The organism is Streptomyces niphimycinicus, assembly GCF_018883605.1.
Lineage (GTDB): Bacteria > Actinomycetota > Actinomycetes > Streptomycetales > Streptomycetaceae > Streptomyces > Streptomyces niphimycinicus.
The window spans coordinates 1-13,437 of the sequence record NZ_JAHLEM010000097.1; the positions used below are offsets into that span (position 1 = coordinate 1).

Consider the following 13,437-nt stretch of genomic DNA (forward strand, 5'->3'; position numbering starts at 1 on the left):
CGGTCGCGGGCGCCGCGGTCCCGGTCTCGCCGCCCTCGGCGGTGTCACCGCCTTCGACGGCGCCGCCGGTGGGCGGCGTGACGGCGGGGCCGGACCGCGGACCCGGACGGTCTGCGTCCGGCCCGGTGGGGGCGGTATCGGCGGTGGTGTCGGAACCCGATGGCACGGTGCGGCCTTCCTACAGGTCGTGCTGTGGTGAAGTGACCGTATAACGCGGGCGCCCAGAAGTTGTCCCGAGGTGCGGATTGTGACCTCGGGCTATGGAAACGCTTCGGCCATGGCGGGGGTTCCTCGCCCGGCGCGGCGGCCCCGCCCCCGCGCCGGGGGGCGGTCCGCCGGTGTGCGCGTGCGGAGTGGGGGCCCGACGCCCTTCGGGCCGACCTGGGACCCGCTGGCTGCGGATCGACCGAGAGCCGTTGTCTACTGAGCGTCCGGGCCCCTCCCGGGTCGCACCTGCCGACCCGGCGATCCCTCCCTCGCCCCCGTGCGCTGGACCTGGCTCCCAGTGGCGGCGCACCACGGCGGCGCGTCTCCCTCTGGCCCAGCGGCGTTCGACGACTGCGTGAAGATTCCCCGGTCGGGCGTCCAGTGGTGGACGAAGGCGAACCTACCGGCCACCGACCGCACCCTGTCAACAGCCACATGACCTGCGCCGTTTCCTCAAATGACCAGGTCAGTACGGACGATGTTCAGATGCCACGACAGGCCGTGGGCTCATCGTTCGGCGGTACGGGGCGCCCGCGCGTCACTCGTCCGGCCGGTGGTGGACGGTGCGTCCGCCCACCACCGTGCGCACGCAGACGGGCAGTTGGCCGCCGGGGGTGAGGTCGGGCAGGCCGGGGGTGCCGGAGCGGGGGTCGGTCGACCATCCGGCGACCCGTGTGTCGGGCACCTGCACGATGAGTTCACCGGTCCGCCAGATCGCGTAGTCGGCGGGCGCGCCGGGCACCAGGACGCCCGCGTCGTCCCGCCCGATGGCCCGCCAGCCGCCGCGGGTGTGGGCGGTGAAGGCGGCGCGGACGGAGATCCGGTGCTCGGGGGTGCGGTGGAAGGCGGCGGCGCGCACGGTGCCCCAGGGGTCGAGCGGGGTGACGGGGCTGTCGGAGCCGAGCGCCAGGGGCACACCGGCGCGCAGCAGCGCCGCGTACGGGTTGAGGGTGCGGGCCCGCTCGGGGCCGAGCCGCTGGGCGTACATGCCGTCCTCGCCGCCCCACAGGGCGTCGAAGGCGGGCTGGACGGAGGCGGTGAGGCCGAGGTCGGCGAAGGCCGCGATGGTCTCCGGGGTGAGCATCTCGGCGTGTTCGACCCGGTGGCGGGCGGCGCGGACGCGGGCGAGCCCGGCCTTGTCGGCGGCGGCCCGTACGCCCTCGACGACGGCGGTGACGGCGGCGTCGCCGATGGCGTGGAAACCGGCCTGGATCCCGGCCTCGGTGCAGGCGATGACATGGGCGGCGATGGCCGCCGCGTCCAGATAGGCGGTGCCGCTGTGCGGCGTGTCGGCGTACGGCTGGTGGAGACACGCCGTGTGCGAGCCGAGCGCCCCGTCGGCGAAGAGGTCGCCCGCCGCGCCGATGGCGCCGAGTTCGCGCACCTTGTCCAGGTCGGCGGCGCTGCTCGCGGCCTCGGCCCAGTAGCCGTACACCCGCGGTCCCGGCTCCCCGGCGGCGAGCTTCAGCAGCCCGGTGAGGTCGTCCTCGGAGGAGATGTCGGGCCCGGCGCATTCGTGGAGGGAGCCGATGCCGAGCGAGGCGGCGCGGGCGAGGGCGGCCCGCTGGGCGTCGGTGCGCTGCCGCTCGGTGACGGCCGCGTGGGCGGCGGCCCGGACGGCGTGGTGGGCGGCGCCGGTCAGGGGGGCGTCAGTCCGGTGGCCGGCCAGGTCGGACACGCCGGGGACGCGGTCGAGGAGGGCGGTGGTGACGACGGCGGAGTGCACATCGATACGGGTGAGGTACAGGGGGCGGCCGCCGGTCGCCTCGTCGAGTTCGGCGCGCGACGGCGGCCGTCCCTCGGGCCAGCGGGCGGCGTCCCAGCCGTGGCCGAGCAGCACCCGGTCGGCGGGGTGGGCGGCGGCGAAGGCGCGCACCCGCTCCAGCGCGTCGGCGAGCGTACGGGCGCCGGTGAGATCGAGTCCGGTGAGGGCGAGCCCGGTTCCGGTGGTGTGCACATGCGCATCGGTGAACGCGGGGGTGACCAGCGCCCCGTCCAGCCGGACGATCTCGTCCACGCCGTCCGCGAAGCTGTCCGCGGCCCCTTCGGAGCCGACCCAGGCGATGGTGCCGCGCTCGACGACCATCGCGGTCGCGAACGGATCGGCGGGGCTGTGGACCTCACCTCCGCGCAGCAGGACGGTACGGCCTTCGGGGGCCTGGGCGGGGGTCGGGTCGTTCACGGCGGGCTGCCTCGGGGGTATCGGATGAGGGGATCGGAAGGGGCCCGGCAAGAGGGGCCGTGCGGTAAGAGGGACCGGGCGTTTCAGACGCGCGGCGGGCGCGATTCGTAGGGCGTGGAGAGAACCACGGTGGTGCGGGTGGAGACCCCGGCCAGCGAGCGGATCCGGCTGAGCAGATGCTCCAGCTCCAGCGGGGTGGCGACGCGCACCTTGAGGATGTAGTTCTCATCGCCCGCGACGCTGTGGCACGCCTCGATCTCGGGCACCTCGGCGAGCCGCTCGGAGATGTCGTCGGGCGCGCTGGGGTCGAAAGGTTTGACCGAGATGAACGCGGTAAGGGGCAGCCCGACGGCCTCGGGGTCCACGACGGCGGCATAGCCGCGGATCACGCCCCGCTGTTCGAGGCGGCGAACCCGCTGGTGCACGGCCGATGTGGACAGGCCGGTGGCCTTGCCCAGGTCCGTGTAGCTCATCCGGCCGTCCTTGACGAGCAGCTCCACGATCTGTCTGTCCAACTCCTCCACAGCCGATCACCTTATGTGGTCGGGAGGGCTCCGGCACAACGGGTGGGCACACCGGACACAGACGCCCGTACGCCGCACCTGCACCGGGCATGTGACGAACGCCACATCTCCTCGTGGGTGTCCTATGAGTTGCCGCGATTACCTATGCGGCCGCGAGGGAAATGCTTGCTGTGGTCGAGGCCGACGCGCCCGGCCAGCCCACCCGAGGGGGAAACACATGCCTCATCTCGAGCGCCTCGACGCAGGCGACATCGATACCGACGAGCACAACGACACCTATGAGATGTTCCGGGTGATCTGCCCGGACTGCGCGCGCCCCATCGCGCTCCTCGCCGACGAGGACGTTCTGCCCGAGCACGCGCTCTGCTCCTCCCCGTGGGACCCGTTCGGGCTCACGGTCTGTGCCGGCACCGGCCGCCGGGCGGCCGACGCCGCCCCCGCCGACGCGTCGCTGGAGGCGCGGGAGCGGGACGCCGCGCTGCTGCTGACGCTTCCGGCGGGCCTGGACTGGCGGACGCAGCCGTTCTCGCACCTCGGCGGCCCCGGCTCGCAGCCGGTCCGCTTCCCGGTGACGCGGCGGTAGGCGAACGGCGGGGGCGCATGCCGCGCCCCCTACCGGAACACCCGGCTCGGCCGGTCCCGGAACACCCGGCTCGGCCGATCCAAGGACACCCGGCTCAGCCGGTCTCAGGTCCCGCGAGAGCGCGGGCGATGACCACCCGCTGGATCTGGTTGGTGCCCTCCACGATCTGAAGGACCTTCGCCTCGCGCATATAGCGCTCGACCGGGAAGTCAGCCGTGTAGCCGTATCCGCCGAGCAGTTGGACGGCGTCGGTGGTGATCCGCATCGCGGCGTCCGTGCAGAACAGCTTGGCCATCGCCGCCTGCTTGGAGAACGGCCGCCCCGCGTCCCGCAGCCGTGCCGCCGCCAGATACAGGGCGCGCCCGGCCTCGATCTGGGTGGCCATGTCGGCGAGCATGAAGCGCAGCCCCTGGAAGTCGGCTATCGGACGGCCGAACTGCCGCCGCTGCGCGGTGTACGCGAGCGCCTCGTCCAGCGCCGCCTGGGCGACGCCGACGGCGCAGGCCGCGATGCCCAGCCGGCCCGCGTCGAGGGCGGACAGGGCGATCGCGAACCCCTGGCCCTCCTCGCCGATGCGGCGTGTGTCGGGGACCCGCACTCCGTCGAGATGGATCTGGGCGGTCGGCGAACCGGCCATGCCCATCTTGTGCTCGGGTGCGGCCGCCGAGAGCCCGGGGGTGTCGGCCGGGACGAGGAAGGCGCTGATGCCCCGGGTGCGCTCGGGGCCGGTGCGGGCGAGCACGGTGTAGAAGTCGGCGATACCGCCGTGGGTGATCCACGCCTTGGTGCCCTGAAGCGTCCAGGTGTCCCCGTCACGGGTGGCCCGGGTGGTGAGCCCGGCCGCGTCGGAGCCGGAGGAGGGCTCGGAGAGGCAGTACGCGCCGAGCAGACCGCCGCCCAGCATCGCGGGAAGGTGCTCGGCCAACTGCTCCTTGCTGCCGTAGCGGGCGAGGGCGTGGCAGGCCAGGGTGTGGACGCTGACGCCGAGGCCGACGGTCAGCCGGGCCGCCGCGAGCTCCTCCAGAACCTGTAGATAGACTTCGTACGGCTGGGCGCCGCCGCCGAACTCCTCGGGCTGGACCAGCCCCAGCAGCCCGGACTCGGACAGCAGGGTGAACAGCTCGCGGGGGAAGCGCCCGGCGGCCTCCTCCTCGGCGGCCCGGGGCTTGATCTCCCGTTCGATCAGCTCGCGGACGAGCGAAATCAGGTCGCGGGCCTCCTCGGTGGGCAGCTCGCGTTCCACCGGCTGCGGGCCGTGGTCGGTCATGGCGGCGCTCTCCTCTCCCCTGTTCAGGCGCTGCGGCGACGTGCGCCGGGGTGTGGCGGCGCCGCCGGTACTGCTGCCGCCGGCCGGCCCGCCCGCCCGGATCGCGAGGGGTGGTGACCTGTATCGCGGCGGTTGGAGTATGCCCGATCCCGGGCCTTCCGCCACCGGTTGCCCGATCTTCGGCCAACTTCGCACACGAACACCCACCACCGCCCACCACCTTCTTACGCGCATTCCCACCAACGGCGCACGCGCGGAGCAAATTGGCCCAGACCATTGACCCCACTGGTCTAGTCCTTCTACCTTTTCCCCACCCTGCCCTGCGCGTTCATGTCAAGCTATGGGCAGGTCGTCGGGCAGTTCACTCTCCCCTCACCCCCCACCGAGGAGATTCCATGCTCAGACCAGGCAGACTGTCGGCCGCGCTCGCGGCGCTCTGTACGGCGGTCCTGACCGCCACTCTGCTCGCGGGCTCGGCCGCGGCCGGTGAACCCCAAAGCACCGGCACACCCAAGGCCGCACCCAAGGCGGCGCCCCAGGCCGCGGAGGCCCCCGCCACGAAGGCCGCCGGTGACAAGGTCGTCGGCTACTTCACCGAATGGGGCATCTACCAGCGCAACTACCACGTCAAGAACGTCGAGACCTCGGGCTCGGCCGCCAAGCTCACCCACATCAACTACGCCTTCGGCAATGTCACCGGCGGCAAGTGCGCCATCGGCGACGCCTACGCCGACTACGACAAGGCGTACGACGCGGCGAGCAGCGTCGACGGCCAGGCCGATACCTGGGACGCGGGCGCCCTGCGCGGCAACTTCAACCAGTTGCGCAAGCTGAAGAAGCTCCACCCGGGCCTCAAGGTGCTGTGGTCCTTCGGCGGCTGGACCTGGTCCTCCGGGTTCACCGAGGCCGCCAAGAACCCCGCGGCCTTCGCGCAGTCCTGCTACGACCTGGTCGAGGACCCGCGCTGGGCCGATGTCTTCGACGGCATCGACATCGACTGGGAGTACCCCAACGCCTGCGGGCTGAGCTGTGACACCAGCGGCAAGGACGCCTTCAAGAACCTGATGGCCGCGATGCGCGCCAAGTTCGGTTCGTCCAATCTGGTGACCGCGGCGATCACGGCCGACGCCTCCTCCGGCGGCAAGATCGAGGCCGCCGACTACGCGGGCGCCGCGAGTTACGTCGACTGGTACAACCCGATGACGTACGACTTCTTCGGCGCATGGGCCGCACAGGGCCCCACCGCCCCGCATTCGCCGCTCAACTCCTACAACGGCATTCCCCAGCAGGGCTTCAACACCGACGCCGCCATCAGCAAGCTCAAGGGCGCCGGCATCCCGGCCTCGAAGCTGCTGCTGGGCATCGGCTTCTACGGACGCGGCTGGAGCGGTGTCACCCAGGACGCCCCCGGCGGCACGGCGACCGGCGCCGCGCCCGGCACGTACGAGGCGGGCATCGAGGACTACAAGGTGCTCAAGAACTCCTGCCCGGCGACCGGCACGGTCGCGGGGACGGCCTACGCGCACTGCGGCAACCAGTGGTGGAGCTATGACACCCCCGCCACCATCGCCGGCAAGATGAACTACAAGCAGCAGCAGGGCCTGGGCGGCACCTTCTTCTGGGAGCTCAGTGGCGACACCACCAACGGTGAGCTGATCAAGTCCATCAGCTAACCCTCGTACGACCCTCCGGCCCTCGTACGAGGGCCGGAGGAACCCCCCTGATGACGCGGGCGGGGAGCCCTCACCGGCTCCCCGCCCGCGTTGTCGTGCGCTGCGGGCCGGACGTGCCCTGCGGCCGGATGTGCCCTGCGGCCGGACGTGCGCTGCGGGCTCGACCGGCACCCGACCAGCCCTCAAGCGTTCAAGCGGGCGTGCGAGGGGGCGCGGGAAGCGCAAGGGGAGATCCCCGGCCACGCCGCACACCCGCTGGGCACACGCTCCATCCGGTGCCCGTACCTGAACGCGGCTTGTTCTGACTGTTGCGGGGCATCCGCCCCACAAGGAAATCTGAGCGCACGGGTGGCCCGCACCGCCTCGTGCGCATGAACCAAAGGAACGATCATGAGCTCCGAGCAGTGCCCGAGCTGTGGTGGCCAACTCGCCGTGAACCAGGACGGGTGGAAGATCTGCCACTCCTGCGGCTACGCCTCTCCGCCCGGGGTCGTGCCCGCCCCCTCCCTGCCCGCTCATACCTGACGGCGGACTCCCCCATTCCGTCCGGCACTTAGTACCGTCTCCTCGTATCCCCGTGGCTCCGAATCCCCGAAACCCTGGAACCCTGGACCTCTGAACATTCCGCCCTCCGTACCGCTGAGCGAGGCACCATGGTCAATCCCTGGCTGGCGATGGCGTCCGGCACCGACCCCGCCGAGCACACCCGTGCCGTGCGCCGCGCCCATGAGGCGTTTCTGACCGAGGGATCGGTGAGCCCGGCGGTGCGGCCGGTGGTGGCGGAGTCCTGGCGGCGCTCGGCCGACGCGCGCGTCGCCCAGGAGCGCAACGCGCCGATCGACCTGGCGGACGACGCGCTGGACACCTACCGTGCCGACCATCCGCTGGCCCGGGTGATGCCGCTGTTCCGGGAGCTGCTGGGCACCATCGCCCACGACGGCGCCCATCTGCTCGCGGTCTGCGACGAACAGGGCCGGCTGCTGTGGGTCGAGGGGCACGCGGGCGTACGGAACCAGGCCGAGCGGATGAACTTCGTGGCCGGGGCGCGCTGGGACGAGAGCCATGCGGGCACCAACGCGCCCGGGACCGCGCTCAGCGTCGACCACGCGGTGCAGATCTTCGCCGCCGAGCACTTCAACCGCACTGTGCAGCCGTGGACCTGCGCCGCCGCCCCCGTCCACGATCCGCGCACCGGACGGCTGCTGGGCGCGGTGGACATCACCGGCGGGGACCATCTGGCCGCCCCGCACAGCCTGGCCCTGGTCCAGGCGACCGCCCGCGCCGCCGAGGCCCAGCTCGCCGCCGGGGAGCCGCGGGCGCGCGGGCCGCGGATCAGTCTGACGGCGCTGGGCCGGGACGAGGCGCTGCTGGTCGTCGACGGGCGGCGGCTGCGGCTCGGGCGGCGGCACAGCGAGATCATGGTGCTGCTGGCGGGCCATCCGGAGGGGCTGTCCGGCGACCGGCTGACGCTGGAGCTGTACGGGCCCCGGGCCGATGACCGCTCCCCGGTGACGCTGCGGGCCGAGCTGTCGCGGCTGCGTCGTCTGGTGGGCCCGCTGCTGGGCTCGCGCCCGTACCGGCTCTGCGGCCCCGTGAGCACCGATCTGGCCGACGCCACCGAGGCGTTGGCCTCCGGTGACGCCGATACGGCGCTGCGGGCGTATCCGGGGCCGCTGCTGCCGCTGTCGGAGGCGCCGGGGGTGTGCCGGATGCGCCGGGTGCTGGAGGACGGGCTGCGGCGCACGGTGCTGTCCCACGGCGATCCGGAGCTGCTGCGGCGCTGGGCGCAGACGCCGTGGGGCGAGGACGATCTGGAGGTCGCGGAGGCGCTGCTGACCGCGCTTCCGGCCCATGCGCCGGGGCGGGCGGTTCCGGCGGCGCGGGTACGGCGACTGCGGGAGCTGTACGGGCTGGCGGGCGCAGCCGGGCACGGGGGCGGCGCCCGACGCGGAGACGGCCCGCACCGCGGAGATCACGCCGAGCGGCAAGGGGGCGGCCACCGGGACGCAACGTCCCCGCAACGTGGCCGCGGCTAGCCTCCCCGTCGGCTCCGCCCGTGTCGGCGCGGGCGGGGCCGGGACGCACACGAACGACACGGACGCACCTGAACGACGCGTCCGACAACGGGACCCCATCACCCGTACACCACGCACGCGTACACCACGGGAGGCCGCCCCATGACGCGTTTCGCAAACCCCGGCTCCGAGGGCTCGGTCGTCAGCTATCAGCCGCGCTATGACCACTGGATCGGCGGCGAGTACGTACCGCCGGCCCGGGGCCGCTATTTCGAGAACCCGACCCCCGTGAACGGGCAGCCGTTCACCGAGATCGCCCGGGGCACCGCCGAGGACGTCGAGCGGGCCCTGGACGCCGCCCACGCGGCCGCGCCCGCCTGGGGCCGTACGGCACCCGCCGAGCGCGCCTCGGTGCTGCTGAAGATCGCCGACCGGATGGAACAGAATCTGGAGGCGCTCGCGGTCGCGGAGAGCTGGGAGAACGGCAAGCCGGTACGGGAGACGCTGGCCGCCGATATCCCGCTGGCCATCGATCACTTCCGCTATTTCGCGGGGGTGATCCGGGCCCAGGAGGGCAGCCTCTCCGAGCTGGACCACGACACGGTCGCGTACCACTTCCACGAGCCGCTGGGCGTGGTCGCGCAGATCATCCCGTGGAACTTCCCGATCCTGATGGCCACCTGGAAGCTGGCCCCGGCGCTGGCCGCGGGCAACGCGGTGGTGCTGAAGCCCGCCGAGCAGACGCCCGCCTCGATCCACCTGTGGATGAGCCTGGTGGCCGATCTGCTGCCGCCGGGTGTGGTCAACATCGTCAACGGCTTCGGCGTGGAGGCCGGAAAGCCGCTGGCGTCCAACTCCCGGGTGGCCAAGGTCGCCTTCACCGGGGAGACCACCACCGGCCGGCTGATCATGCAGTACGCGAGCGAGAACCTGATCCCGGTCACCCTGGAACTCGGCGGCAAGAGCCCGAACGTCTTCTTCGACGATGTCTCGGCCGCCGACGACGACTTCCTGGACAAGGCGCTGGAAGGGTTCACCATGTTCGCCCTCAACCAGGGCGAGGTGTGCACCTGTCCCTCACGGGCCCTGGTCCAAGGCGGCCACTACCAGGCGTTCATGGACGCTGCCGTGGCCCGTACGGAGAAGGTGACGCAGGGGCATCCGCTGGACACCGACACCATGATCGGCGCCCAGGCGTCCAACGACCAGCTCGAGAAGATCCTGTCGTACCTGGACATCGGCCGGCAGGAGGGCGCCCGCGTCCTCACCGGCGGCAGCCGCGCCGAACTCGGCGGCGAGCTGGAGGGCGGCTACTACGTCCAGCCCACGATCTTCGAGGGCGGCAACCATATGCGGGTCTTCCAGGAGGAGATCTTCGGACCGGTGGTCGCGGTGGCACGGTTCACCGACTTCGAGGACGCGATCGGCATCGCCAACGACACGCTCTACGGGCTGGGCGCGGGGGTGTGGACCCGGGACGGCACAACCGCGTACCGCGCCGGACGCGCCATCCAGGCGGGCCGGGTGTGGACCAACTGCTACCACGCCTACCCGGCGCACGCCGCCTTCGGCGGCTACAAGCAGTCCGGGATCGGCCGCGAGACCCACAAGATGATGCTGGACCACTATCAGCAGACGAAGAATCTCCTGGTGTCGTACTCGCCGAAGAAGCTGGGTTTCTTCTAGACGCCCGAAAAAGGCGCCTGACCTGGGTCTTCACCCATCAGGCGCCGTTCGCTCCACCCGCTCTCGACCGAGCCCGGCCCGTCCTCCACCCTGGTCACCGGCGCATCAGTGACCTCGGATCGGGTGGGTACCGCCACGCCTAGACTGGGAGCCTTGTGAACGGGTGGTTCAGGGCTACGGAGGTCGGCGATGGCGAAGGGCGACGTGCGCGAGTTTGAAGATCCTTCTGCCGACGTCCTCGCCGAGGCGGCGGCGGCCTTCGGGCTGCTGGCTTCGGCGGCACGGCTGCACATCATGTGGGCGCTCGCCCAGGGGGAGAGCGATGTGACGCATCTCGCCGACCGGGTGGGCGGGGCGCTGCCCGCGATCAGTCAGCATCTGACCAAGCTCAAGCTGGCGGGGCTGGTCCGCTCCCGGCGGGAAGGCCGCCGTCAGGTGTACTTCGTCGATGACCCCGACGTCGTGACCGTGGTGCGTGTGATGGTCGGCCAGCTCGCCGACCGTGCGCGGAACGAGGCCGCGGCGCCGGTGCGTCTGGTGCCCGAAACCGGTGCCTGAGCACGCCATGGCCGCAGGGAGCGGCACCCCGACCGCCGCGACACCGTCCCCAGGAAGCGGCGGGAGTGCGGCGCCGACCGCGCTGCAAGTGCTGCGCGCCCTCGACAGCGGGCCGCGCGGGCTGACCGAGCAGGCGGCGGAGGAGCGTCTGGCCCGCTTCGGTGAAAACGTCCTGCCCGCCCAGCGCGCCACTCCCTGGCCTCGGCGGCTTTTGCGCGGCCTGCGCGATCCGTTCACCGCGGTGCTGCTCGTGCTCGGTCTCGTGTCGGCGGCGGTGGCCTCCTGGGCGACCGCGACCGTGATCACCTTCCTCGTGGTGGTGAGCTGCGGGCTGCGCATATCCGGCGAGCTGCGGGCCGATCGGTCCATGGCCCATCTGCGCGAGCTGGTCGCCACCACGGCGAGCGTGCTGCGCCGGGCCGACTCGCGGGACGCCGCTCCGGTGGTGTGCGAGATCCCGGTCGATCAGCTAGTGCCGGGCGATGTGATCAGTCTCGGTCCCGGGGATCTGGTGCCCGCGGACGTACGGCTGCTGCGGGCCAGTGGACTACGGGTGTACCAGGCGGCGCTCACCGGAGAGTCACAGCCCGTCGACAAGTACCCGGTCGACGTGCCCGACGCCCGGTACGGCCGGGGCGTATTCGGGCAGCCGCACCTGTGTTTCCAGGGCAGCAGCGTGGCATCGGGCAGTGGCACGGCCGTTGTGGAGGCAACCGGGGCGCAAACGGAGTTCGCACGTACGCATACGGGTGTCCAGCGGCGCGGACCCAGTGCCTTCGACCGTTCGGTGCACGGCGTCTCGTGGATTCTCGTCCGCTTCACGCTGCTGACCCCGCCGCTGGTCCTCATGGCCAACGCCGCCGTGGACGGACGCGGCCTGGAGACTCTGCCGTTCGCGGTGGCGGTGGCGGTCGCGCTGACCCCGGAAATGCTGCCGGTCGTCGTCACGACATGCCTCGCCCGCGGCGCCGCGCTCCTCGCCCGCACCCACGGGGTGATCGTCAAGCGCCTGCCCGCGCTGCACGACCTGGGCGCCATGGACGTGCTGTGTCTGGACAAGACCGGCACCCTCACCGAGGACCGGCCCGTCGTGCACCGGGCCTTGGACGCGGACGGCCAGAACGACGCCGAGGTGCTGCGCTGGGCCGGCGTCAACGCCTGGTGGACTCTGCAACTCGCCGACCTGCCCGTGCCGGACATGCTGGATGAGGCGCTGCTGGATGCCGTCGACGAGGCGGAGGCCATGGCCTACGAGCCGGTGGCGGCGCTGCCGTTCGATCCGGTACGCCGCCTGGCCACCGCCGTCGTCAGCACCCCTGGCCGCCTCGGCACCCACACGCTCATCGTCAAGGGGGCCGTCGAGGCTGTCCTGGAACGGTGTGCCCTCGGCGAAGAGGAACGGGCGAGGCTGCACTCGCTCGCCGACCGCCGGGCCACCGACGGTCTGCGCCTGCTGGCGGTCGCCACCGCCGACCGCGCCGCACGCCACCGCGCCTACACCCACGCCGACGAACACGATCTCACCTTCCGGGGGTTCGTGACGCTGCGGGACGAGGTCACCGACACCGCCGCCGCCGCCCTGCGCGACCTCGCCGACCGCGGGGTGAACGTGAAGATCCTCACCGGCGACCACCCGGGAACCGCCACCCGCGCCTGCCACGATCTCGGCCTCGCGGTCGACGGCGTCCTGACCGCCGACCGCGTCGACTTGCTCACCGACGCCGAACTGGCCGCCGCGGCACGCCGTACCACGGTCTTCGCCCGCTGCTCGCCCGACCACAAGGCCCGCATCGTCACCGCCCTGCGTGCCGATGGACACACGGCCGGCTTCCTCGGCGACGGCGCCAACGACCTGCCCGCCCTGCGCGCCGCCGACATCGGCATCTGCCCGCGCGACGCGGTGGCCGTGACCCGGGACGGCGCCGACGTGGTCCTCGCCGGACAGCAGAAGCAGGACAAGGGGGGTAAAGACCTCACGGCCATCGGCCGTGCCGTCACGGCGGGACGGCACGCCGGCGGCAACATCACGGCGTACCTGCGCATCGCCCTCTCCTCCAACCTCGGCAACGTGATCGCGATGCTCGCCGCGGGCGTCCTGCTGCCTTTCCTGCCGATGCTGCCCGCCCAGGTCCTGGTGCAGAACCTGTGCTTCGACGCCGCCCAGCTCGCCTTCGCCTACGACCGCCCTCACCCGGCCGCGCTGCGCCGTCCCGCCGTGCTGCGCCCGCGTGGCCTGCTGCGCTTCATCACCGGCTTCGGCGCCCTCAACGCCCTGGCCGACCTGGCCACCTTCGCCCTGCTCGCCCTCGCCATGTACGGCCCCGGCAGCGACAACGACGAGGCGATCTTCCACTCCGGCTGGTTCACCGAGAACCTGCTCACCCAGGCACTGGTCATGGTCCTGCTGCACACGGGCCGCCGCGGCGCCAGGGGCGGACTGAGCCCGGTGGGCTGGGCGGCCGCCGCCCTCGCCGCCCTCGGCGTCCTGCTGCCCCCCTCCCCGCTCGGTCCACCGCTCGGGATGACGGCACTGCCGCTCGCGTACTACGCGCAGCTCGCTGCCGTCCTGACGCTGTACGCGGCCGCGCTGGCGATGGCCATGCGGCGCCGCGAACGACGGCACGCGGAGCGGCGAGTCGTAATGGAATCCAGCCGATGAGCGCCTGGGGCGAGCCATGGCGGACAAGGCCGGGCCGCCTTCGACACCGGCTATGGAACAACTGGGGCAAGGCGGGGTCAGCG

General features: G+C 72.2%; 10 protein-coding genes. 7 read left to right on the forward strand and 3 right to left on the reverse strand.

Annotation, left to right across the window (positions count from 1 at the left end; genetic code table 11):
- Nucleotides 1-745 precede the first annotated feature (745 nt).
- Both KN815_RS11545 and KN815_RS11550 read right to left on the reverse strand, forming a co-directional pair.
- Entirely contained in the window at nt 746-2,389 is a 1,644-nt protein-coding gene (locus tag KN815_RS11545; protein WP_216341690.1) for an amidohydrolase, read from the reverse strand.
- Nucleotides 2,390-2,472: 83 nt separating this feature from the next.
- Nucleotides 2,473-2,913 (reverse strand): Lrp/AsnC family transcriptional regulator, encoded by a 441-nt coding sequence (locus KN815_RS11550; protein ID WP_216341691.1) that lies wholly within the window; start codon nt 2,911-2,913, stop codon nt 2,473-2,475.
- A gap of 217 nt (nt 2,914-3,130) precedes the next feature.
- On the opposite strand from KN815_RS11550, the gene KN815_RS11555 reads away from it, so the two are divergent.
- The gene (locus KN815_RS11555) at nt 3,131-3,496 is read left to right on the forward strand and encodes a hypothetical protein (RefSeq protein WP_059146579.1); all 366 of its coding nucleotides are present in this window, start codon (nt 3,131-3,133) and stop codon (nt 3,494-3,496) included.
- Nucleotides 3,497-3,590: 94 nt separating this feature from the next.
- Here KN815_RS11555 and KN815_RS11560 read toward each other — a convergent pair whose 3' ends face one another.
- Nucleotides 3,591-4,763 carry an acyl-CoA dehydrogenase family protein gene (locus KN815_RS11560; RefSeq protein ID WP_216341692.1) on the reverse strand — a complete coding sequence of 391 codons (1,173 nt, stop codon included), beginning with the start codon at nt 4,761-4,763 and terminating at the stop codon, nt 3,591-3,593.
- Between the two features lie 395 nt (nt 4,764-5,158).
- Here KN815_RS11560 and KN815_RS11565 point away from each other — a divergent pair, with 395 nt between their 5' ends.
- The 6 genes from KN815_RS11565 to mgtA all read left to right on the forward strand — a co-directional run bounded on the left by KN815_RS11565 (nt 5,159) and on the right by mgtA (nt 13,354).
- Nucleotides 5,159-6,436, forward strand: coding sequence for a glycoside hydrolase family 18 protein (locus KN815_RS11565; protein WP_216341693.1), 1,278 nt, complete (start codon nt 5,159-5,161; stop codon nt 6,434-6,436).
- Between the two features lie 390 nt (nt 6,437-6,826).
- Complete coding sequence (locus KN815_RS51500; protein WP_262704163.1) at nt 6,827-6,961, forward strand: hypothetical protein; 135 nt, start codon at nt 6,827-6,829, stop codon at nt 6,959-6,961.
- Nucleotides 6,962-7,089: 128 nt separating this feature from the next.
- Nucleotides 7,090-8,472, forward strand: a complete 1,383-nt coding sequence (locus KN815_RS11570; protein ID WP_216341694.1) for a GAF domain-containing protein — start codon at nt 7,090-7,092, stop codon at nt 8,470-8,472.
- A 141-nt stretch (nt 8,473-8,613) separates the two neighbouring features.
- Nucleotides 8,614-10,137 (forward strand): aldehyde dehydrogenase, encoded by a 1,524-nt coding sequence (gene adh, locus KN815_RS11575; protein ID WP_216341695.1) that lies wholly within the window; start codon nt 8,614-8,616, stop codon nt 10,135-10,137.
- A gap of 189 nt (nt 10,138-10,326) precedes the next feature.
- The gene (locus KN815_RS11580) at nt 10,327-10,695 is read left to right on the forward strand and encodes an ArsR/SmtB family transcription factor (protein ID WP_216341696.1); all 369 of its coding nucleotides are present in this window, start codon (nt 10,327-10,329) and stop codon (nt 10,693-10,695) included.
- A 7-nt stretch (nt 10,696-10,702) separates the two neighbouring features.
- Complete coding sequence (gene mgtA, locus KN815_RS11585) at nt 10,703-13,354, forward strand: magnesium-translocating P-type ATPase (RefSeq protein ID WP_216341697.1); 2,652 nt, start codon at nt 10,703-10,705, stop codon at nt 13,352-13,354.
- Nucleotides 13,355-13,437: the final 83 nt, after the last annotated feature.

Coding starts and splice junctions, on each gene's coding strand:
- mgtA (WP_216341697.1), top strand. CDS start 10,703: ATGGCCGCAGGGAGCGGCACCCCGACCGCCGCGACACCGTCCCCAGGA.
- KN815_RS11555 (WP_059146579.1), top strand. CDS start 3,131: ATGCCTCATCTCGAGCGCCTCGACGCAGGCGACATCGATACCGACGAG.
- KN815_RS11565 (WP_216341693.1), top strand. CDS start 5,159: ATGCTCAGACCAGGCAGACTGTCGGCCGCGCTCGCGGCGCTCTGTACG.
- KN815_RS51500 (WP_262704163.1), top strand. CDS start 6,827: ATGAGCTCCGAGCAGTGCCCGAGCTGTGGTGGCCAACTCGCCGTGAAC.
- KN815_RS11580 (WP_216341696.1), top strand. CDS start 10,327: ATGGCGAAGGGCGACGTGCGCGAGTTTGAAGATCCTTCTGCCGACGTC.
- KN815_RS11560 (WP_216341692.1), bottom strand. CDS start 4,763: ATGACCGACCACGGCCCGCAGCCGGTGGAACGCGAGCTGCCCACCGAG.
- KN815_RS11570 (WP_216341694.1), top strand. CDS start 7,090: ATGGTCAATCCCTGGCTGGCGATGGCGTCCGGCACCGACCCCGCCGAG.
- adh (WP_216341695.1), top strand. CDS start 8,614: ATGACGCGTTTCGCAAACCCCGGCTCCGAGGGCTCGGTCGTCAGCTAT.